The organism is Nonlabens tegetincola (assembly GCF_002117085.1).
Taxonomy (GTDB): Bacteria; Bacteroidota; Bacteroidia; order Flavobacteriales; family Flavobacteriaceae; genus Nonlabens; species Nonlabens tegetincola.
Genome location: NZ_CP019342.1, coordinates 862,113 through 883,428 on the forward strand (window position 1 = coordinate 862,113; position 21,316 = coordinate 883,428).

Below are 21,316 nucleotides of genomic sequence, written 5' to 3' on the forward strand. Positions count from 1 at the left end.
TGATTTTAATAGTATAAAAGTAGTTGACAATTTGTTGACTGCTTTTTAATTGGGATTAATTTAGCATCGATAATATATATAATAAGCATTATTTTTGTAGAAAATATCTATCATGACAATAACCCAGTTAAAATACGTTCTTGCTGTTGCTCAATATCAAAATTTCACCAAAGCTGCAGAGAAAGTATTTGTGACCCAGCCTACTTTGAGTATGCAAATTCAAAAACTTGAAGAGGAGCTAGATGTCCAAATTTTTGATAGGTCCAAAAAGCCGATTGAACTTACTGAAACAGGGAAGAAAATTGTGAATCAAGCTCGCAATATTGTGAATGAAAGTGATCGTATTCAAGACATTGTAGATCAGGAAAAAGGCTTTATAGGTGGTGAATTCAAATTAGGCGTTATTCCTACTGTAATGCCTACTTTATTACCTATGTTCTTGACTAATTTCATTAATAAATATCCAAAGGTCAAATTAATTATTGAAGAACTCACCACCGATAGTATTATCGATAGTTTACAAGACGGAACAATTGATGCAGCTATAGCCGCTACACCTTTAAATCATGAGTTAATTAAAGAGCGAGTTTTATACTATGAACCTTTCGTTGTTTACGATCCAAGAAAAGCAGCTACCACAACAGGTAAGATTAAAGTTGACGATATTAATGTAGATGAGCTATTGTTGCTAGAAGATGGTCATTGTTTTAAAGACAGTGTCCTTAATCTATGTAAGGGAAGTAGAGATACGGATGACGATAGATTTATGCTCGAGAGTGGTAGTTTTGAAACGCTTACTAAATTAGCCGATGAAGGTTTAGGTATGACTTTGTTACCTTATTTAAACACATTGGATTTAAACGAACGTAAACAAAACAATTTGATTCATTTTGAAGAACCTTCACCTGCAAGAGAAGTAAGTTTAATATATCATCGCAGTGAACTTAAATTACAAATCATAGAGGCCTTGCAAAAGGTAATAGCAGGAGTTATTAAGGGAGCTATAGCGTTTCAAAACGTTCAAATTATAAGTCCAAAAGCATAAGCTTTATAATATAGTATCAATATAAAAAGCGACCTACAAGAGGTCGCTTTTTTCGTTTTAAAAATTAATAGAAAGCTATTTTGGTAATAGCGGAATGCAAGTTTTAAGCTCTGGATTTGAAGCAAAAAGCTCATCTAACCAGATTTTGAGTTCAGTAAGTTCAAAAGGTAATAAGCGTTCTACGGCCTTTTCTAATTCCTTACAGAAAAGTGCTGGACTGAAAGAAACTTTCACTAGCACTGTTTTTGTGTACTCAAACATTGCTCTAGCCATATTAAATAGGGTTTTTAGGTTAAAGTAATATTTTTCTATAAGCTATTATTTAGTGTCATTAAAAATAATAAAAAACTAAATGTAATAAAATAGTTGAGGTTAAAATTAAAGATCTTTATTAACAATGTGTGATTTTTATGAAATTAATGATCTTAATCTCAATAAATTATCAATATGTTAAATAAATCAAAAAACTAAAATCTGGCTTGTAAAGCTTAAAACGGAAATCAGAAAGGTAGAGAGTGCTACTTTTTTTAATTCTGGATCTAATGAAATAGGTTCCTCGGTATTGTGTACTCTTATGATGTGTTTAATCAAAGGAATAACCCCAAAAAGAGGAATAAGTATTAGGTAAGAAGTAATTTCATCAAAATAACTAAGTTGTGTAAACTGTAATAAAAGATGACAGACAAGCATTAATAAAGCAATAACTACAATGAAGAGATGTAATTTCTTAGCTCTCTCAAAACCAATTTTTACTACTAGTGTGTTCTTACCAACCTTGGTATCGCTTATCACATCTCTCATATTATTTAGATTGAGAACGGCAACACTCAATAAACCTATAAGTGTTGATGGAATAATGTTCATCATATATACTTCCTTGGTAATCAAATAATACATTCCCATAACGCTTACAGGTCCAAAAAAGATAAAAACAAATACATCGCCAAGTCCCTTGTAACCATAGGCATTGTCACCTACAGTATACTTGATAGCTGCCCAAATTGCAACGATGGCTAGAAACAGAAATACCGATGCAATTAAAACCTCGTCAAAACTTAGACTCATAGCTATTAATGCTATAGCGCTTATTAGAGATATGGTAGCCGTAAGAATAATCGCTATTTTCATTTGCTTTGCAGTGATTGCTCCGCTTTGGATGGCCCTTTCAGGACCTATTCGATCCTCATTATCAGTACCTTTAACACCATCTCCATAATCATTGGCAAAATTAGATAATACTTGAAAGCCTAAAGTCGTGATTATACCAAGTAGGGTGATGAACCAAAATTGATTAGAAATACTGAAATCCATTTCAGTAAATATGGTAGCTCTTTCCTTATTTAAATTTATAGAGAATAGGGCGCAGGAGCAACCCATTAAAATACCACTTATGCTTAAAGGTAGGGTGCGCAACCTAGCTGCACTTATCCAAGATTTAATTTTACTCTTCTTACTCATCGTGACATAATATTTACAATAAGCTCCTTAAGAATATCATTTTGTGATAGTTGGTGACTGCCTACACCTTTAGATTGCATATCTGCTTTACGAATTAGTTTTATGGCTCTACTGCAGTATTTCATAGGGAAGTTACGAGCAGCAGTTATTATTTCATTTGCAAAATACGGATTAACACCAGCTGCTCGAGCAACATTTGCAGGATTTTTATCGGATAGCGCGTGTACTTTTAATAATTGAGTATAAAATGAATACAATTGGCCTATGGTGAGTACGATAGGATGATCCTTTGGGTTTTCACCGAAGTAATTAATAATGCGATGTACCTTTACGATATCGCGATTTCCTATTGCCTTTCGTAATTCAAAATTGTTGTAATCCTTAGAGATTCCAATGTTGTCCTCAATGACCTCTGGTGTTATAGGTTGATCCTTAGGATGAACAATTTCTAATTTGCCTAATTCATTATTAATTTTACTTAAATCAGTTCCTAAATATTCCACAAGCATTTGTGTGGCTTTAGGATCTATACGATAACCTTTAGATTTTAGTATATCCGTTATAAAAGCAGGTACTTTATTTTCATATAGCGGTTTGCTTTCTAAATAAACGCTATGCTTTTTAAGCAATTTACCTGCTTTTGAGCGACCATCTGGAGTCTTATATTTATAGGCAAAACATAATATTGTAGTTTGCTGTGGTTGCTCTAGATAGCTCGTTAACTGATCAAGTTGTTTTGATAAATGCTGTGCTTCCTTCACTATGACTACTTGATAATCTGCCATCATCGGGAATCGTTTTGCATTTTCCAGGACCGCGGCCATATTTGTTTCCTTTCCATAAAGAATAACTTGGTTAAAACCTTTCTCTGATTCATCCAGTACATTATTTTCTATATAATTAGAAACTAGATCTATAAAATAGGACTCCTCGCCACACAAAAAATAGACAGGTTGATATTTTTTCTGTTTAAGATCAGATAGGATTTTTAAGGCATCACTCATGTAATGGCACGTAGGGTTTTTGTATTATTGCTTTATGATCCCACTGCATTTACCAGCCGGAAAATTTAGAGTCAAAAGTACTGAAAAAGGGCGCTTGATTTTTGACCAGGTTAGAAAAAAATTTGTTGTACTCACTCCAGAGGAATGGGTAAGGCAACATGTGGTGGAGTTTTTGCTTTCGCGAAAGCGTATACCCTTAAATCTTCTTACAGTAGAAAAACAAATAAGAGTATCGGGTACAATCAAGCGGTATGATATCGTTTCCTATAATAAGGATGGAAGCGTTCATCTAGTCGTAGAGTGTAAAGCACCTGATGTTAAAATCACCCAAGAAACCTTTGACCAAATCGCGAGATATAATAAAGAATTACAATCGGAGTATTTGATGGTTACAAATGGATTAGATCATTATTTTTGTACCATGGATTATGAAACAAGAGGTTATACATTTATCCCGGATATTCCAGAATATTCTTTATGAAAATTGCCATAGCTATACTTAATTGGAATGGTTTGTCTTTACTAAAGGAATACTTACCCGAGGTAGTAAAGTACAGCAATGAACATCCCATTTACATAATTGATAATGCATCCACTGATGATTCTGTTCAATGGATTAAAAGTCATTATAAAAATAAAGTTGAGATTATTATTCTGGATCAAAACTACGGTTATTCAGGTGGTTACAATCGTGGTATTGACAAAATAAAAGAAGAGTGGATTTGTTTACTAAATAGTGATGTTAGAGTCACTGAGAACTGGTTGGAACCTATAACAAATGCCATAGAGAGATATCCAAAACTTGCGGCTTGTCAACCGAAAATTTTAGATGATAAACAAAAGGAACTTTTTGAATATGCAGGAGCTGCAGGTGGATTCTTGGATCGTTTTGGTTATCCATATTGTCGTGGACGTGTTTTTGATACTATAGAGCAAGATTATGGACAATATGATACGGTAGTAGATATTGACTGGGCTAGTGGCGCTTGTTTATTTGTGAATAAAACGGTGTTTACTGCCGCTGGTAGGTTAGATGAAGATTTCTTTGCCCATCAAGAAGAGATTGATTTGTGCTGGAGAATAAAACTTCTAGATAAAGAAATTAAGGTTATTCCATCAAGTCAGGTCTATCATAAAGGTGGTGCGACACTAAGCTATACCAATCCTAAAAAAACCTATTTGAACTTTAGGAACAGTTTGTTTGTTCAAGTAAAAAACAATCATCATTCATTATGGTTGCTACATTTATTTATAAGAATGGTACTAGATGGTATAGCAGCTTTTAAATTATGGAGCGATTATGGATTTACTTTTTTTGTTGCTGTTTTAAAGGCTCATAAAGACTTCTATTTATCTCTCGGAAAGTTTGTAAATAAACGTAAAGCGATTAAGAAACAATCGGTTGTTGAAAATGTGTCTTTAACTTCATTCTCTGTAGTTTTCAAGTATTACTTCTGGAAGAAAACGCTTTATCAAGATTTATAGAAGATTTTTGATAATCTAGTGTTAATAGCGCATGATTGTGTTTTGACTTTTATATTTTTGATCAAAATTTATAATAAAGATGAAGAAAATAGCAGTATTATTATTAAGTGGGATTGTGCTTGCTAGTTGTGCTTCTAAAAAAGAATTGGAAGCCGCACTAGCTAAACAACAAGAGACTAAAGAATTACTAGATACAGCAACCGTGAAACTCAATGCATGTGAATCGGATTTAAAAGCAGCAAAAGCTAGTATCGACTCTAAAAATGATCAAATTTCTACCTTAAAGAATACTAATGCAGCTCTTATGGATAATAACGGTGAATTAGTTACTCTTTCTACACAAGGTAGTCGTAACCTAGAGCGTAGCCTAGAAAGCATCCGTGAAAAAGATTTACAAATTAAATCTCTTAACGATGCTATTAATAAGAAAGACAGTGTAACTATTGCCTTAGTTACTAGTTTAAAGAGTTCATTAGGTAACTTAAACGACCAAGATATTGAGGTTAATGTAGAGAAAGGCGTAGTTTATATTTCAATCAGTGATAAACTCTTATTTAAGAGTGGTCAAGCACAAGTACAGCAAGAGGCAAAAAGAGTATTAGGCAAAGTGGCAACTGTTGTAAATGACAAACCTGAAATTGACATAATGATTGAAGGTCATACAGATAATAAGCCTATTGCAAGCGCCAATTTTAAAGACAATTGGGAGTTAAGTACTGCAAGAGCTCTTGCTGTAACTAGAGTATTACAAGAAGAGTTTAGTGTGGACCCTAAACGTATGACAGCGGCTGGTCGTAGTTATTACATGCCTGTTGCTTCAAATGATACGGCTGAAGGACGTGCCAAAAACAGAAGAACTAGGATTGTTGTATTACCTAAACTTGATCAATTCTTTAACATGATTGAAGAAGGTATGGAACAAGCTAAAATAGATGCGAAGAAGCAAAATTAATCCTATCTATACAGAAATGAAAAGCTCCAATTAATTGGAGCTTTTTTTATTTGTTTACAATCTGCCTCATCAATACTTTATATTCTGAAAGCATCATGGCAGTTGCTCCCCAAACGATATTTCCTTGTAAGCGATAGCAGGGCACACTAACTTCTGTCATGTAACTAGTCGATAATACCACTCTATCCGAATCAGAAGTTTCTAGAAATTCACTCAAAGGGACCTCAATTATTGATTTAACTTCTTCAATTTGAGGTGTGAAGGATAAAAAAATATTTGTATCAAGTTCCTTTTTACGATTAAAATCTAGCTGTTTATGGGGATAGTACGCCAAATAATTATATACAAGATAATTACTAGGTGGAATATATAAGGGTGTGCCTTCGATGATTATTTCTTGAAATTCATAAGGAACGCCAACTTCTTCAAAAGTTTCTCTTAAAGCAGTATCTTCAAAACCGTTATCATCCGGTTCTGTTTTTCCACCAGGAAAGGCAATTTGTCCACTGTGTTTACCTTTGCTTTTTTGCCTTTCAATGAGAACAAAATGAGCCTCGTTGTTTTTAGGATATACATACATCATTACAGCAGCCTTTTTAGGTGTATTTTTTTCTAAGCCTACTGACTGTAATTCTTCTAATCTTTCCAATGCAGCCATTTTAAGCTGACTTTCTGCTCCTGGAGCTTCAAGATTTTTTAATTTTGGTACCCATTGCAAAAATTGCTCGTATGAAATCATTATACTGTATTTGTCTAATTGTCTTTTTTTATTCATGTAAAGATACACCTGTAACTCTTAATGAGGTTGATACTCCTAGTAAGGAATCGAATGCAGGAAAATGGATAACTAAGGAAGAAAAAGAAGAACGACGTTTAGAGAAAATTTATACACGTGCAGTAAGCGCCAAAGGAGATACGCTTTTACATTACATACCTCAGGATAGTGTACCATTATTTTTTAAGCGGTATGGAAAAAAGAATCCTGAAACTCGTATTCTTCTCTCGACAAAATATGGTGATGTGACCTTTGAATTATTTAAAGAAACGGAACTTTATAGATCAAGTTTCATTTACTTGATCAAGAATGGGTACTTTAATCAAACAGTATTTCATCGAGTAGTAGATGATTTTATTGTACAAGGTGGTAATAGCGATGATTCATACCCATCATTGATGCGTAATAGTTCGGGAAATTACCAACTGCCACCTCATTTTTTAGACAATGTAAAACATGAACGCGGTACTTTGAGTATGGCAAAATCATGGGATAATAATCCAGAAAACTGGCACAATGCTTTTGACTTCTTTATTACGTTGAAAAAGGCAGAACATTTAGATGGAGAGCACACCATTTTTGGTAGAGTAGTGGAAGGTATGGAAGTATTGGAACGTATCTCTCAAATTCCTACAGACTCTAGAGACTGGCCAGAAGAAGATGTTTACATGACTTTTAAAGTTTTAAAAGAATAATTAAATCCAATAATTGAGATTTGGATCATTTTATATCAAAAAAAAGCTGTCCAAACGGACAGCTTTTTTTTTGATATAATGAAAATTACTTTCTTTGAGCTTCTTTGATACGAGCTTTCTTTCCAGTAAGTTCTCTAAAGTAGAAGATACGTTTTCTACGTACTTTACCTCTTTTGTTGATTTCGATTTTCTGAATAGCTGGAAGGTTGATAGGGAAAATTCTTTCTACACCTATACCACCACTCATTTTTCTAATTGTAAAAGTTTTAGTAGCTCCAGTACCTCTTAATTGTAGTACAACACCACGGAAAAACTGAGTACGGCTTTTTTCACCTTCTTTAATCTCATAATAAACTGTGATAGTATCACCAGCTGAGAATTTTGGTAAATCTTTTGTTGAAATAAATTCGTCTTGTACGAACTTTACTAAATCTGACATTTTTATAGACTTATTATATTTAATTAAAACAACATACACGAACCTCGTCAGAGGTTGATTTAACGAGCTGCAAAAATAAACACTTATTTAAAAGTGTACAATAAATAAAATAAAAAAAACTTTATTGAATGATAAGTTTCTTAACGTGACTATTTCCTTCCGTATTAACTCTAAGGAAATAAATACCAGCGCTTAATTTTGAAACATCAAAGGACATTACACCCGATTTGATTTTACTATTTGTTCGATAGACTTCTTTTCCTAGCGAATTAATGATACTTAATTGTAGGCTGCTGGAGTTAGTATTATTCAATGAGAACTTTAAAGTTCCGTTCTTTACTGGATTGGAAAGTAAAATTAGATTTTCGTTTCCTATCTGATTGTAAGAGTAAGTCGATACAAGAGAGGCAGGTACTATTACAGAAGCCTTCACTGTAAAGCACAAACCAAGTACTAGGGTAAAAGAGAGTAATAGTTTCTTCATTTTCTACAATTTCAAAATAAAGATACAATTATTTTGCCAAACTGTGACGTTAATTTAAGTTAATCGTCTTTTAATAAGTCAGGGCGACGTTCTTCCGTGCGTTTAAATGCTTGTTCTTCTCTCCATTTATCTATGGCTTGAAAATTTCCGCTTAGTAATATTTCAGGTACTTGTTGACCTTTATAATTCGCAGGACGCGTGTATACCGGTGGCGCAAGTAAGTCGTCTTGAAAACTATCGGTAAGTGCACTTGTTTCGTTTGATAGGACACCAGGAATTAAACGTATTACTGCATCACATAATACAGCAGCTCCTAGTTCACCACCAGAGAGTACGTAATCACCTATGGAAATTTCTTTGGTAACAAACATATCTCTTACACGTTGATCGACACCTTTATAATGACCACATAAAATGATAATGTTTTCTTGAAGTGAAATAGTATTTGCTATTCCTTGATTCAAAGTCTCTCCATCTGGCGTCATGTAAATGATTTCATCATAATCACGATCTTTTTTGAGATCCGAAATTAAGTGATCTATAGGCTCGATCATCATCACCATGCCAGCGCCACCACCATATTGATAATCATCAATTTGATTGTATCTATTAAGACCGTACTTTCTCAAATCGTGTAGATGTACCTCAACAAGACCTTTTTCCACAGCACGTTTTAAAATACTGGCTTCAAATGGACTAGTTATTAATTCTGGTAAAACGGTGATTATATCTATGCGCACTATTCTTATTTTCTTGCAAAAATACTAAGAATAAGCTGTTATAGGATTCTGCTTTTCAACTCATTCCTTTCAATTATCTTTGCAGCCTATTTAGGAAAAGGAATATGGAGGTAGCAACAGCTGCAAAATCAGTCGCATTTTACACTTTAGGATGTAAGCTTAATTTTAGTGAAACCAGTACCATTGCACGCAGTTTTAAAGACGAAGGCTTTGATAGAGTGGATTTCAATGAAAAAGCAGATATTTATGTAATCAATACATGTAGTGTTACAGAAAATGCCGATAAACGATTTAAGTCCATTGTAAGAAAAGCACAACAGCACAATGAAGATGCTTTTGTAATTGCGGTAGGTTGTTATGCACAATTAAAACCTGCAGAACTGGCAGCCGTTGATGGTGTAGACCTAGTTCTTGGAGCTACTGAAAAGTTTAAGGTAACAGATTATCTTAATCAACTGTCTAAAGAAGAACCAGCGCAAATTCATTCCTGTGAAATAGACGATGCCGATTTTTATGTAGGATCCTATTCTATAGGTGATCGCACACGAGCTTTTCTCAAAGTACAGGACGGTTGTGATTATAAATGTACCTATTGTACTATACCACTGGCACGCGGTATTTCTAGAAGTGATACTCTTGAAAATGTAATGAATAACGCTAGAGAGATTAGCAATAAAGGTATCAAGGAAATTGTCCTCACCGGTGTAAATATAGGTGACTACGGAAAAGGTGAATTTGGTAATAAAAGACATGAGCATACTTTTCTAGACCTTGTACATGCTCTAGATACGGTGAACGGTATAGAAAGATTACGTATCTCTAGTATCGAACCTAATCTACTTAAAAATGAAACCATTGAGTTCGTTAGCCGTGCAAACGCCTTTGTGCCACATTTTCACATTCCCTTACAATCAGGTAACAATGAATTGCTAGGTAAAATGCGTCGCCGTTATAATAGAGAATTATATGTTGATCGGGTTACTAAAATTAAAGAGGTAATGCCTGATTGCTGTATAGGTGTAGATGTTATCGTGGGATTTCCTGGAGAAACAGATGAACACTTTCTAGATACATATCAATTTTTATCAGAACTGGACATTTCCTACCTGCATGTTTTCACATACTCAGAAAGAGATAATACACTTGCCGCAACCATGGATAGTCCTGTACCAATGAATGTGCGTAAAAAACGTAGTAAAATGCTACGAGGTTTATCGGTTAAAAAACGCAGAGCCTTCTACGAAAGTCAATTAGGTAAAGAAAAAACGGTTCTTTGGGAAGCTGAAAATAAGGAAGGTTTCATACATGGTTTTACTGAAAATTACGTAAAAGTAAAAACCTTTTGGAACCCTAATCTAGTCAATCAATTAGAGCCTGTAAGTCTAGATTACATTGATGAAGATGGCCTGGTACGCATCAAATCATAGTTCTATTAAAATTTTTTAAACTTGCATGCGTTATTGCTACATAATTTGAGACACTTAATGAGGTATTTTTTCTGTTTGATTTTTCTTTTTTCCGCTTTCGCGAAAGCGCAAATAGGAGGAACCTCAACGTATCAATTTCTTAATCTTGTATCAGGAACTAAGCAGGCTGCTTTGGGCGGTAGAGTGCTTACCAGTGTAGATTATGATCCCACTACAGCATTTTATAATCCAGCGACTATAAATCCCAAAATGGATAATCAATTACAAGTAAATTATGCTAATTGGTTAGGTGATATTAATTATGGAACAGCCAGTTATGCTTATACTTGGGACAGGCATGTGCAAACCTTTCATGTAGGTGTAACCTATGTGAATTATGGAACATTTGCCGGTTACAATGAACAAGGGATTTCAACGGGAGATTTTAGTGGTAATGAAACAGCAATTTCTGCTGGATACAGTTACAACATACCTTGGTCTGATTTTTATGTAGGAGCAAATGTTAAGTTCATTTCTTCAAAACTTGACATCTACACCTCACTAGGTGGTGCGCTTGATCTTGGGTTGCTTTATTACAATGAAGATAAAGCGATAAGAGCCGCGCTGGTAGTTAGAAATTTAGGTATACAGTTTACTCCATACAATGAATTACAAGAAGATTTACCGCTAGAGATTGCTGTAGGATTTTCAAATACCATGAAACAGTTACCGGTAAGACTTCATGTTACTTTGGAAAATTTGCAAAAATGGAACTTGGCCTTTTCAAATACCGCTAATGCTCAAACAGATCTCGATGGGAATGTGATAGAAGATGAACCTGGATTTTTTAATAATATGCTCAGACATACCGTTTTAGGAGTAGAATTATTTCCTGAGCAAACTTTTGAAATAAGGTTGGGTTACAGTTTTAGACGCTCTGAAGAATTGCGTATTCAGGATACTCGAGCATTTAGTGGATTAAGCGCTGGGTTTAGTTTAAAAATGAATAAAATGCGATTCAGTTATTCGCATGCTCGCTATAGTCTGGCAGCGCACACCAGTTTTATAGGAGTTAATATAGATTTACAATAATGGGAAGAATTATAATTGCCATAGATGGGCATTCAAGCACTGGTAAAAGCACGGCTGCTAAACAACTTGCAGAACATTTAGATTACGTTTATGTTGATACAGGTGCTATGTATCGTGCTATTGCCTTTCATGCATTATCTTCAAATCTGGTTGAAAATGGTAGGCTAGATAAACAAGCCTTAATAGCTGCATTACCTGGTCTTGCCATATCATTTAAATTAAATCCAGACACTCATAAAGCAGATGTTTATCTAAATGGAACAAACATTGAAAAAGAAATACGTACACTCGAGGTAAGTAATATTGTAAGTCCAGTTGCCGAAATAAGTGAGGTAAGAGCTAAACTTGTAGAACAACAACAAGCCATGGGCCAGGAGCGAGGTATAGTCATGGATGGTAGAGATATAGGTACTGTTGTTTTTCCCAATGCCGAGCTAAAGGTATTTATGACTGCCGCTCCAGAGGTAAGAGCAAAACGCAGGTATGACGAGCTAGTGCAACGAGGCGATCAAGTAACCTATGAAGAAATTCATAAAAATGTTTTACAGCGAGATCATATTGATTCTACTCGTGAGGACAGTCCTTTAATCCAAGCAAAAGATGCTAGATTGTTAGATACTAGTGAAATGTCTAGAGAAGAGCAATTTGAATTACTTAAAAAATGGGCGATGGAGACTATTGAAGCTTCTTAATGTCTATTGTCACAACTTAAAATAATATTAGGATAGTTGCTTTCAAGGTAGTACAACTTTGGACAACCAAAAGATTCACTACTCAGGCCATAAATAAGTGGTGGTTCATTTTTGAATAGTTTCATTGCAAATTGTGAGGAACTTTCAAGATAATCTGTATTTAAAGGAATGAGACCAGTACTTTCTCCTTCTTGCTCAATAAATGAGTTGGTAATTTCACCATTTTCTTTTACTACAATCACATAACGGGTTAGTAAGTTATACTTGTTTACATGATCCAGAGAGTATATTGTATAGTTGTTATAGGAAGTGTAAAACAATTTAGTCTTAGGTTCATTTGAGAACTCTGATTTAAGATAAGGAAATCGTTTTGTATATAGTTGTCTTAGACTTTCTGTTTCCTCATGGGGATACCATTTTAAGTATTTAAAATCTGTTGCAGTTTCAAATGGATTATCAATAGCTAGGGTAGCAAAATCAAAATCAGTATTTGTATTTTCTGGTAATTCTAGACAAGTTTCAAAATCGTAAACATTGTATTCACCGCTACCGCTGGCATAAACGTTCACATTTGCGATAAGTTTTAAGTCTTTAATAGGATAACTTGCGACTTGACCAGTAGTAATTTTGGTTACGTGTAATTGATCATATTTAGTAATGCCACCTGCCTTTAAAAAGTTATCTCTATACGCCTTGTCCCATTCAAAGTACTCTTTTGAATACGTTTTATCTTCATCCAGAGCAGAATAAAAATTCGAATTATAATTAGGGCTTCACTTATATTTACATTGTCTTTGTAATTTTCATCTTTTCCATAGGGATCAATTGAAGTGACGTAATATACTTTTCTATTTGAATAAACAGGTGAATCAGATACAAAAGCATCAACAACATATACCGTGTCTTTTTGTTTTTTAATGCCTAGCCAATTACCTTCATAGATTTGATCACCATCAGCTATCTCGTAATATTTATTGGTGTACTCAACCACTTCAATAGCTTCATTTAGAAAAAATTTCCCTAGTACTTTACCATAGGGCTTTTCTCTGTAATTAAGCCCAGATTGGGCTGAGGCATATCTTATAACGGGTTTATTTTCAATAGAATCATTAGGTTCACTTATGGTTGTGCTGTTTACATTTACTTGTTTTATTGCTTCCTTTGATTCTTTAATTTCTATAGAATTAGAACGTTCTTTTTGATTACAGCCTACAGATGCTAAGAGAGAAAAAGTTATAAAAGTGATATATAAATTTTTCACAGATTATTTTTTTGCTAGATTTTCTTCATACACTTGAATCCATTTATCAACACTCATTTTGGATGCTAGTTCTGCTATTAGTTCAAAGGGTATGGCATCTGGTTTTTTAAAACGCACACAGCTTTTTCCCATATCTAATTTATACTTAGAATGCTTGGGATATTCATCTACAAACCATTGATAGGTTGGTTGGTGTGCATACATTCCCATATGATATAGTGCGATGTAATTTTTTTGACTTGCTATATTGATAAAGGGTAGAGGAGTCACCTTTTTATTTGCCCTATACCCATGTGGGTAATCTTCTAATGAGATATAAAATCCAGGCATGTTATATAGCATACCTTCTGTAAGTCCAGCCGGTAAATTGCTTTTTAAAGTATCATATAATTTAGTAAAGGGCTCTCTACGTTCTTCTGGAATTTGGGTAATATAGTCCTGTATATTTTCAGCTTTAATGGTCATAATATCTATTTAAAAGGAATCATCTCTCATTTCTCCGTTGCTATATTCTGGTCCTATTGCGATTTTAAGACCAACATTAAATAAAATGTTTGAGAAATTGGTTAATTTACGATCAACAGTTCCATTTCCGCTAAAATAGGCTATAGGTTCTCCTAGTGTACTCATATATTGTGGAGAAAAGAAAACTTGAACGCTTCTTCTAAAGTAATAATTAAAACGCAAACCTACCTGTAGCACGGCAGCGGTCGTATTAAAGTTATCGCGATCGGTAGCGTAATTCGTTTCTATGAGACTTGACGTTGCACTACTTTCTTGCTCATCAATAAATTGAAATCCTATTCTTGTGAATGCGTCTAATTGAAAACGATTGTTAGTAAAGCTATATTGAGGTCCTATTGCTAGAGTAAAGGCACTCCAGTTTTCTTCATTGTTAATGGTTGTTTGTTGAGTGCTTCCGATGGGTAAGAACTCATTATAAACATATCTAGTGCTGGCTGTAAGAGCCCAGTGCTTGTCCATGTAGAAATCATATCCTGCACCTATATTTAATCCAGATACAGCAACATCTTTATAGTCTCCTGTAGGTGATGAAAGTCCTAGATCAATCACTAGATTATGTTTAGGAACCTCTCTTAAATGTACTGCATCTTTAGGTATTGAGTCATTCTGGCCCTTAGCATAAAAGGAAATAGTCAATAAAAGAGTAAGAAATAATATTCTCATAAGGTTAGGGATGAATTATTATGATAGTTTTGTGTACGCTTTCGCGAAAGCGTGATTAAATTTAAACAAAATATACAGCTATGAACAAATTAACCGAGGCACAAATTGAAGAACATTTAAAAGAAGTTGAAGGATGGGATTATTATGACGATGCTATCCATACTACTTTTGAATTTGACAATTTTATGGATTGTTTTTCTGTGATGACGCGAATTGCTATGGAAGCAGAAAAAATGGAGCATCACCCAGAATGGTACAACGTTTATAACACGCTAGAAATCACGTTGAATACACACGATGCTGGTGGTTTAACAGAAAAAGATTTTAAGCTCGCTAAAGCTATCGAGTACATTGTAGGTGATGAATAATTAGAATCATTTATATTTAAGCCGCTTTAATAAAGCGGCTTTTTTTATGAGGATTTTTATTTCATTATTATTTGTTTTTACCATTGCTACAGCGACTGCTAGCGACAACCCACGTCAATATTTAAAGTTTATCGATGACCTTAATGAAGATGTTGTTGTTCAAACCTGGGAATACATGAATGCTTATACGAATGGTGGTAGTCTAATTGAACTAAAATCCAATAGGAAAAGATTAGAAAATTATTTACTGCGAGCATTAAAAAAGGTTCAAAAACGTCCTACCGCACATGAGGATTTTAAAAATCAAGCCAAAGCCTACTTTGAAGGTAATCTGGCAATCGTAAAAAAAGATTTATACGTTTTATTACGAAATAAGGAACTTAAAAAGGTTGAGGTAGATTCTTATGAATTACAATTAAATATACGTAGAGCTATTGTACAACTGCGCGTCGATTATGACATTGCCGTTCAAAACTTTGCTAGTGAACACAATTTACAATTAGAACTCAATAGGTCTGATGTGGCAATAGCGATGAATACTACAATGGCTGCCTATGATTACTATCATCATTACAACATCCAGATTAAAAAATTAATTAATCTTGAACAGCAATATTGGACCGATTTACATAATAAAAGTGGCAACCAACTTAACTCTATAGAAAATCAATTGTGCCAGGCAAACCTTGATTTAATTGAAGTGCCCGAGTTACTGAATAATGATTCATCTTTAGTTACAGCTGCACAAGAATATATGAGTTATATACAAACATTGTGTGGTCAGGAATTTCAAGAAATTAAAAATTTCAAATTAATAGAAAGCACGGGCGATCGTAAAAAAATAGCTCAAGCAACTAGTACTTATAATAAAGCTATCAAGGATGCCAATGATAAAAGAAGGAGTCAAATAACGCAATGGCAAAATAAAACAACAGCCTTTTTACAAAGACATGTAAAAATGTAAACCTATCCGCCTACTCGTTTAACCTTAAAGCCTTTGTCTTTAAGAATATCCATAATTCTATCTCTGTAATCACCTTGAATTATGATTTCATCATTTTTAAAACTACCGCCTACTCCTAGAGTTGTTTTAATTTCTTTGGCTAATATTTTGAAGTCACTAGTCGCACCATTGTAGCCTGAAATAATGGTGTTTACTTTTCCTTTTCTCTTCTCAAACTTGCAAAGTAATGGATCATCTTGTAGCCAAACATTGCTTTCTGGTGCTTTTTCTTCCTCTTTATAATCGTGATCAGGAAATAGATTTTTAAGTTGATCTTGTAAGTCCATAATTAAGTAGCTGTGGGATCGGTTTCATTTGTTATATCAAAGATAGACTCTTTTCTTTGATGTAATATAGAAACGCCTTTTTGTAATAATAAGTTGTTGGGGTAAGTTATTTCCTCACCTTCACTAGTTTCTAGTAGAGTATAAAATCCTTTAATATCTTTAATGGTAGCGGTTACAGGTAGATCTTTATCATGAATACGCACTCTGTCACCTATCTTATAGGGAAAAGTAAAGTAAAGTATGAAGCTAGCAGTAACATTGCTCAAAATACTCCAGTTTGCAAATAAAGCAACACCTACAACGGCAAATGCACTACCTAGTGCTACCCAAAAACCATCGTTATTAATACCCCAAACAAGTATTATACTTATTAAACACAAGGTCCAAAGTATATAGCCAAAATACCTGCTTACGTATTGCTTGCGCAATTCTGATCTTGATACGCGTTCTGATATTTTTGAAGCACTCCATATTATCAATCTATGGGTAACAATCCCTAAGATAACGATGATTACAGTGATTATAAATTCCTCTTTTTTTAATAGTTCAATCATAGTTGCAAACTGTCCCTTAAGTGTGCGAATTTATTAGAGTTTTTATTCCAATAATCTGTTTTTATCGTTTTTTTAAGGCTGGCCGTACTTACCATAGGAATTTGATTATCCATGTAGCGTTCCATCCAGTTTAATATCCTGAACGGGAACTCTTTTTCAGTTTTATATGCAATAGTTCTATTGATTTCAGGATAATTTACACTGTATAAATATCCATCTGGTAATTCTCTAAGTTTGGCTATCGCCTCCATTGGTTCGGCATCTATATGCTTAAGCCTTAAAAATTCTGCACTAGGCACGATATTAAGGGTGTCTACTGGCATTTTCAAAGGCCCTAATCTCAATTGACTAGGGATTTGATTTTCTAGTAGTGCTCTCTCTATTTGGAAACTTTTATTGCCTTCACTTTGAAAATAAGAATGCAATTGAACATCATAAGACGTATTGTTCTCATTGAATTGCATATAAGTATGACCGCACCATTCTTGAATTGAAGCTGCAACTTTGATAGCATTACCTTCAAAATCTAAAGGTAAAAATGTACTGCTCATCATTTTATAGGGATAAATACCAGTATTAAAATCCCTTGTTGCATTAAGTTTGAGTACTGAATAATTATCATCTTTAATACGATCAGCTTTAATTTGGTCCTTAGAATCAAACGGTTCAGTTACATAGATTAATACTGCTGTACCTTGTCTCATTTCTCCATAACGTGCTTGATTCAACTCATAACTAGAAATTTCTGCAGTACCATCAAACCAATAAGATTTAAAATTTTCATCTAAAGAACGAGATTGTCTTTTTGATTTTGTCGGAGTACTTACTTCATCGGTAGTTGATGTTTCTTTCTCAGTTTGACAAGAGATAAGTGTTGCGACTAGTATATATAAATAAAAAACTTCATAACCTTTTTTTCAAAGTTATGAAGTTTGCGATTAATAGGTGTTAAGCTTTCGCGAAAGCGTTAAAAGCCATAAGATCCAAAAGTCCAATTCATACCATCACTTATAACATAAATTGTTTTAGTATTAGAATTAGCGTTCATCGTGATGTTAAAACCAGCAGAAGAACTGGAATTACTAGCATAAAATTCTCCACCTGGATTAGGTGTGTAAATAACTGCATTTTCCGAATTTGAGATATTTCTTAAAATGTACATTCTTCCTGGAACAGTGGTAGGTTCCGGTAAAAGAAACTCTTGGTTTCCAGCCGTAGGGCTAAGGTTTAAGTAGGAACCATTATCTATAGGAGTGGCACTTCCTGAAGGTCCACCAGAATAAGAAGCGAGGTTGAGCGAGGTATTGGTAGCAATAGGATTACCCCAACTAGCGTTTCCGCTTCCATCTGTGGTAAGGACTTGACCTGCGCTACCATCTACAGTAGGTAATTCATATCCATCGGTATCAGCTTCATTTCTTATGGCAAATCTATCACCTGAAAAATACCCGGAATAGGCATTATTGGATCCATCATTAATTGCCTGAGAATATATCCCATATCTCACTCCTGTACTTGTTGAATTACCACTAACTGTTCTTATTCCATAAATTGTGCCCGCAGATGTGGATCCCGTATCGATATTGTTGTTAATGCCATAACTGGTAGCACTGCTGGATGAATTTATCTCTGTAAGATTATTAAGTCCTATATGTGTACCATCTCCACTGCTGGATATTTCATTATTAATTCCTACTTTATTTCCTCTTGCAGAACTTGTGTTATTTACATTTATGGAAAACGTATTGGAAGAAAGGGCACTACTAGAATGTCTATTGGTTATGGATAATGTGGTGCGATCTTCAGAAGCTAGAGCTCCTTGGTTTTCAATACTCACAACACTTGCAGGTACTCCATCGTTACCGAAGCGCGTTCTTCCTGATCTAAATATTTCTGAAGTTGTAGCGGTGGCATTAGTAGTTGTTCCACTGTCAAAAAATGCAGCAGTACCGCTGGATAAATCCGTTACGTTTTGGTAGGCACTACCATTACTAAAATAAAATCCTATTGGGTTTGAGCCGTCCACAGTGTCTAAGTAAATTATGGTACCAGCAGGAGCAGCTGGTGATGGTATATTACTTACTCTAGGGACCATAATTCCATTAAATTCTCCTGGACCTAATGATGTACTTGCTTCAACTTGTAAGTCAGTTACTGGTGTTGCTGTTCCAATTCCTACTTGACCTGTTACCGAGTAGCTGATAGCTATTAAAAATATGAGTAAAAACTGTTTCATATCTGATTTATTAAGAGCCTTAAATTAATCAGTTTATTACTACTATATTTTTTAGATTGACTGCTTACAGACAAAAAATGCTTTACATCTTAAAAAATAGATGTAAGGTTTAAATAATCGTTAATATATAGCTATCAGCAAGTTAAGAACTTGCCTTTTCTTGATACATCTTAAGTTGGTCTCGTAATCTAGCAGCTTCCATGAAATCCAATTCTTTGGCAGCTTTCTCCATCGCTTTGCGTGTATCTCTTACTTTTTTGTCTAATTGCTCTTTTGATAAGTATTCAGCTTCCTCTTCAGCTGCTTGTTGAGTGAGCACTTCTTCAATGGCATAGCTAGCAGCATTTTTACGAGCAATAGTATTGTCTAATGATTTTTTGATTGCAGTTGGAGTTAGACCATTTTCTTCATTATAGGCAATTTGCTTGCTACGTCTATATTCCGTTTCATCAATAGTTTTTTGCATGCTATCCGTGATTTTGTCCGCATAAAGGATGGCTAGACCATTCACATTACGAGCAGCACGACCAATAGTTTGTGTTAAAGATCGATTGTTTCTTAAAAACCCTTCTTTATCAGCATCAAGTATAGCAACTAATGATACTTCTGGTAAATCTAATCCTTCTCTTAACAGGTTTACACCAATTAACACATCAAATAGACCTCTTCTTAAATCGCTCATTATCTCTACACGTTCTAGCGTGTCGACATCACTGTGAATATAGCGACATCGCACACGTATACGAGTGAGATACTTTGTCAATTCTTCTGCCATTCGTTTTGTAAGAGTAGTAACCAGTACACGTTCATCACGTTCTTCTCTCAGTCGAATTTCCTCGACAAGATCATCTATTTGATTTTGACTAGGACGCACTTCAATTATTGGATCTAATAGTCCCGTAGGTCTTATGATTTGCTCTACATAAATTCCTTCGGTTTTTTCAAGTTCATAATCAGCAGGCGTCGCACTTACATATAATACTTGATTTTGAAGAGCTTCAAACTCTTCAAATTTCAAAGGTCTGTTATCCATCGCTGCTGGTAGTCTAAAACCATAATCAACTAGGTTTTCTTTTCTAGACCTATCACCACCGTACATAGCGCCTACTTGCGGTACACTTACATGGCTTTCATCAATAATCATCAAGTAATCGTCTGGGAAATAATCTAGTAAACAAAAGGGTCTAGTTCCTGGTAATCGACCATCTAAATAACGACTGTAATTTTCGATACCCGAGCAATAACCTAATTCCCTGATCATTTCAAGGTCAAATTCTGTGCGTTCCTGTAAACGTTTAGCTTCTAAAGGTTTACCTATTTCTTTAAAATAGTCAACTTGTTTAACTAGATCTTCTTGAATTTGATGAATAGCATTTTGTAGTACATCAGGTGATGTCACAAACATATTAGCTGGATAAATAGTTATCTGATTGAATTTCTCTAAAACATTTCCATTTACCGGATCAAATCTCTCGATTTCTTCAATTTCATCTCCAAAAAAATGAATTCTAAACGCAGTGTCTGCATAACTAGGGAATACATCTAGCGTATCACCTTTTACCCTGAAATTCCCACGATTAAAATCGGCAGTAGTACGAGAGTATAAACTTTGTACCAGCATTTGTAATAGCTTGGTTCTAGGAATTTCTTGATCTTGTTTTAATCTGATTACATTTTTTTGGAATTCTACCGGATTACCTATACCGTACAAACAAGATACCGATGCTACAACAATTATATCTCTCCTTCCTGATAGTAAAGATGAGGTAGTGCTCAATCGCATTTTTTCAATTTCCTCGTTGATAGATAAGTCCTTCTCAATATAAGTACCACTCGTAGGTATAAAAGCCTCAGGCTGGTAATAATCATAATAGGAAACAAAGTATTCTACAGCATTTTCAGGAAAAAAAGCTTTGAATTCTGAGTATAATTGAGCAGCAAGTGTTTTATTATGACACAAAACTAGGGTAGGGCGTTGAGTTTTTTCAACCACGTTTGCAGCAGTAAATGTTTTTCCACTTCCGGTAACACCTAGTAGGGTTTGATATCGTTCTCCTGAATTAATTCCGTCGGCCAATTTTTTAATGGCTTGTGGTTGATCTCCAGTAGGCGAAAAGTCTGATACTATTTTGAAGTCCATAATGTAAAACTA

The 21,316-nt window shown here is 34.4% G+C and carries 26 protein-coding genes; 10 read left to right on the forward strand and 16 right to left on the reverse strand.

Annotation, left to right across the window (positions count from 1 at the left end; translation table 11 throughout):
* Window positions 1–112: 112 nt before the first annotated feature.
* Window positions 113–1,045 carry a LysR family transcriptional regulator gene (locus BST91_RS04145; protein WP_042278617.1) on the forward strand — a complete coding sequence of 311 codons (933 nt, stop codon included), beginning with the start codon at window positions 113–115 and terminating at the stop codon, window positions 1,043–1,045.
* Between the two features lie 75 nt (window positions 1,046–1,120).
* Here the strand turns inward: BST91_RS04145 and BST91_RS04150 are convergent, their stop codons facing one another.
* The 3 genes from BST91_RS04150 to holA all read right to left on the reverse strand — a co-directional run bounded on the left by BST91_RS04150 (window position 1,121) and on the right by holA (window position 3,507).
* Window positions 1,121–1,318 (reverse strand): hypothetical protein, encoded by a 198-nt coding sequence (locus tag BST91_RS04150; protein WP_042278618.1) that lies wholly within the window; start codon window positions 1,316–1,318, stop codon window positions 1,121–1,123.
* 186 nt (window positions 1,319–1,504) lie between these two features.
* Complete coding sequence (menA, locus tag BST91_RS04155) at window positions 1,505–2,503, reverse strand: 1,4-dihydroxy-2-naphthoate octaprenyltransferase (RefSeq protein WP_085774570.1); 999 nt, start codon at window positions 2,501–2,503, stop codon at window positions 1,505–1,507.
* Window positions 2,500–3,507: a DNA polymerase III subunit delta gene (gene holA / locus BST91_RS04160; RefSeq protein ID WP_085774571.1), complete on the reverse strand. Its 1,008-nt coding sequence runs from the start codon at window positions 3,505–3,507 to the stop codon at window positions 2,500–2,502. Before holA ends, menA begins: the two co-directional genes overlap by 4 nt.
* Before the next feature lie 34 nt (window positions 3,508–3,541).
* Here holA and BST91_RS04165 point away from each other — a divergent pair, with 34 nt between their 5' ends.
* The 3 genes from BST91_RS04165 (at window position 3,542) to BST91_RS04175 (ending at window position 5,944) form a co-directional block, all read left to right on the forward strand.
* On the forward strand, window positions 3,542–3,988 hold the full coding sequence (locus tag BST91_RS04165; RefSeq protein ID WP_085774572.1) for a type I restriction enzyme HsdR N-terminal domain-containing protein: 447 nt from the start codon (window positions 3,542–3,544) through the stop codon (window positions 3,986–3,988).
* Window positions 3,985–4,992: a glycosyltransferase family 2 protein gene (locus BST91_RS04170; protein WP_085774573.1), complete on the forward strand. Its 1,008-nt coding sequence runs from the start codon at window positions 3,985–3,987 to the stop codon at window positions 4,990–4,992. The genes BST91_RS04165 and BST91_RS04170 overlap by 4 nt, the downstream gene beginning before the upstream one ends.
* Before the next feature lie 79 nt (window positions 4,993–5,071).
* Window positions 5,072–5,944: an OmpA/MotB family protein gene (locus tag BST91_RS04175; RefSeq protein WP_042278624.1), complete on the forward strand. Its 873-nt coding sequence runs from the start codon at window positions 5,072–5,074 to the stop codon at window positions 5,942–5,944.
* A 46-nt stretch (window positions 5,945–5,990) separates the two neighbouring features.
* Here BST91_RS04175 and BST91_RS04180 read toward each other — a convergent pair whose 3' ends face one another.
* Window positions 5,991–6,683, reverse strand: coding sequence for an NUDIX hydrolase (locus BST91_RS04180; RefSeq protein ID WP_085774574.1), 693 nt, complete (start codon window positions 6,681–6,683; stop codon window positions 5,991–5,993).
* Between BST91_RS04180 and BST91_RS04185 the strand changes: the two genes are divergently transcribed.
* A complete protein-coding gene (locus tag BST91_RS04185; RefSeq protein ID WP_085774575.1) occupies window positions 6,674–7,414 on the forward strand; it encodes a peptidylprolyl isomerase in 741 nt (246 codons plus the stop codon). The two genes, BST91_RS04180 and BST91_RS04185, sit on opposite strands and share 10 nt — an antisense overlap.
* Before the next feature lie 85 nt (window positions 7,415–7,499).
* Here BST91_RS04185 and rplS read toward each other — a convergent pair whose 3' ends face one another.
* From rplS to trmD, 3 genes are all read right to left on the reverse strand, one after another.
* On the reverse strand, window positions 7,500–7,853 hold the full coding sequence (gene rplS / locus BST91_RS04190; protein ID WP_042278627.1) for a 50S ribosomal protein L19: 354 nt from the start codon (window positions 7,851–7,853) through the stop codon (window positions 7,500–7,502).
* 121 nt (window positions 7,854–7,974) lie between these two features.
* Window positions 7,975–8,337, reverse strand: coding sequence for a T9SS type A sorting domain-containing protein (locus tag BST91_RS04195; protein WP_085774576.1), 363 nt, complete (start codon window positions 8,335–8,337; stop codon window positions 7,975–7,977).
* Window positions 8,338–8,396: 59 nt separating this feature from the next.
* The gene (gene trmD / locus BST91_RS04200; protein WP_085774577.1) at window positions 8,397–9,077 is read right to left on the reverse strand and encodes a tRNA (guanosine(37)-N1)-methyltransferase TrmD; all 681 of its coding nucleotides are present in this window, start codon (window positions 9,075–9,077) and stop codon (window positions 8,397–8,399) included.
* A gap of 104 nt (window positions 9,078–9,181) precedes the next feature.
* On the opposite strand from trmD, the gene mtaB reads away from it, so the two are divergent.
* From mtaB to cmk, 3 genes are read left to right on the forward strand one after another with little or no spacing between them, the layout of a single operon-like run.
* Complete coding sequence (gene mtaB / locus BST91_RS04205; protein ID WP_042278629.1) at window positions 9,182–10,504, forward strand: tRNA (N(6)-L-threonylcarbamoyladenosine(37)-C(2))-methylthiotransferase MtaB; 1,323 nt, start codon at window positions 9,182–9,184, stop codon at window positions 10,502–10,504.
* A gap of 57 nt (window positions 10,505–10,561) precedes the next feature.
* On the forward strand, window positions 10,562–11,575 hold the full coding sequence (porQ, locus tag BST91_RS04210) for a type IX secretion system protein PorQ (protein ID WP_042278630.1): 1,014 nt from the start codon (window positions 10,562–10,564) through the stop codon (window positions 11,573–11,575).
* Window positions 11,575–12,267 carry a (d)CMP kinase gene (cmk, locus tag BST91_RS04215; RefSeq protein WP_085774578.1) on the forward strand — a complete coding sequence of 231 codons (693 nt, stop codon included), beginning with the start codon at window positions 11,575–11,577 and terminating at the stop codon, window positions 12,265–12,267. Before porQ ends, cmk begins: the two co-directional genes overlap by 1 nt.
* Here cmk and BST91_RS04220 read toward each other — a convergent pair.
* The 4 genes from BST91_RS04220 to BST91_RS04235 all read right to left on the reverse strand — a co-directional run bounded on the left by BST91_RS04220 (window position 12,264) and on the right by BST91_RS04235 (window position 14,716).
* On the reverse strand, window positions 12,264–12,836 hold the full coding sequence (locus BST91_RS04220; protein WP_085774579.1) for a hypothetical protein: 573 nt from the start codon (window positions 12,834–12,836) through the stop codon (window positions 12,264–12,266). The genes cmk and BST91_RS04220 overlap by 4 nt on opposite strands.
* A 101-nt stretch (window positions 12,837–12,937) precedes the next feature.
* Window positions 12,938–13,528, reverse strand: a complete 591-nt coding sequence (locus tag BST91_RS04225) for a hypothetical protein (protein WP_085774580.1) — start codon at window positions 13,526–13,528, stop codon at window positions 12,938–12,940.
* Between the two features lie 3 nt (window positions 13,529–13,531).
* Window positions 13,532–13,993: a DUF1801 domain-containing protein gene (locus BST91_RS04230; RefSeq protein WP_085774581.1), complete on the reverse strand. Its 462-nt coding sequence runs from the start codon at window positions 13,991–13,993 to the stop codon at window positions 13,532–13,534.
* A 9-nt stretch (window positions 13,994–14,002) separates the two neighbouring features.
* Window positions 14,003–14,716: an outer membrane beta-barrel protein gene (locus BST91_RS04235; protein WP_085774582.1), complete on the reverse strand. Its 714-nt coding sequence runs from the start codon at window positions 14,714–14,716 to the stop codon at window positions 14,003–14,005.
* An 80-nt stretch (window positions 14,717–14,796) separates the two neighbouring features.
* On the opposite strand from BST91_RS04235, the gene BST91_RS04240 reads away from it, so the two are divergent.
* Complete coding sequence (locus BST91_RS04240; RefSeq protein WP_060522635.1) at window positions 14,797–15,084, forward strand: 4a-hydroxytetrahydrobiopterin dehydratase; 288 nt, start codon at window positions 14,797–14,799, stop codon at window positions 15,082–15,084.
* A gap of 46 nt (window positions 15,085–15,130) precedes the next feature.
* Entirely contained in the window at window positions 15,131–16,048 is a 918-nt protein-coding gene (locus BST91_RS04245; protein ID WP_085774583.1) for a hypothetical protein, read from the forward strand.
* 2 nt (window positions 16,049–16,050) lie between these two features.
* Here BST91_RS04245 and BST91_RS04250 read toward each other — a convergent pair whose 3' ends face one another.
* The 5 genes from BST91_RS04250 to uvrB form a co-directional block, all read right to left on the reverse strand.
* A complete protein-coding gene (locus BST91_RS04250) occupies window positions 16,051–16,374 on the reverse strand; it encodes a translation initiation factor (RefSeq protein WP_042278637.1) in 324 nt (107 codons plus the stop codon).
* Between the two features lie 2 nt (window positions 16,375–16,376).
* Complete coding sequence (locus BST91_RS04255; protein WP_060522631.1) at window positions 16,377–16,928, reverse strand: mechanosensitive ion channel family protein; 552 nt, start codon at window positions 16,926–16,928, stop codon at window positions 16,377–16,379.
* Window positions 16,925–17,656, reverse strand: a complete 732-nt coding sequence (locus BST91_RS04260; RefSeq protein WP_211280406.1) for a septum formation inhibitor Maf — start codon at window positions 17,654–17,656, stop codon at window positions 16,925–16,927. Before BST91_RS04260 ends, BST91_RS04255 begins: the two co-directional genes overlap by 4 nt.
* Before the next feature lie 239 nt (window positions 17,657–17,895).
* A complete protein-coding gene (locus BST91_RS04265; RefSeq protein ID WP_060522630.1) occupies window positions 17,896–19,164 on the reverse strand; it encodes a hypothetical protein in 1,269 nt (422 codons plus the stop codon).
* Between the two features lie 142 nt (window positions 19,165–19,306).
* Complete coding sequence (uvrB, locus tag BST91_RS04270; RefSeq protein ID WP_085774585.1) at window positions 19,307–21,304, reverse strand: excinuclease ABC subunit UvrB; 1,998 nt, start codon at window positions 21,302–21,304, stop codon at window positions 19,307–19,309.
* Between the last annotated feature and the right edge of the window lie 12 nt (window positions 21,305–21,316).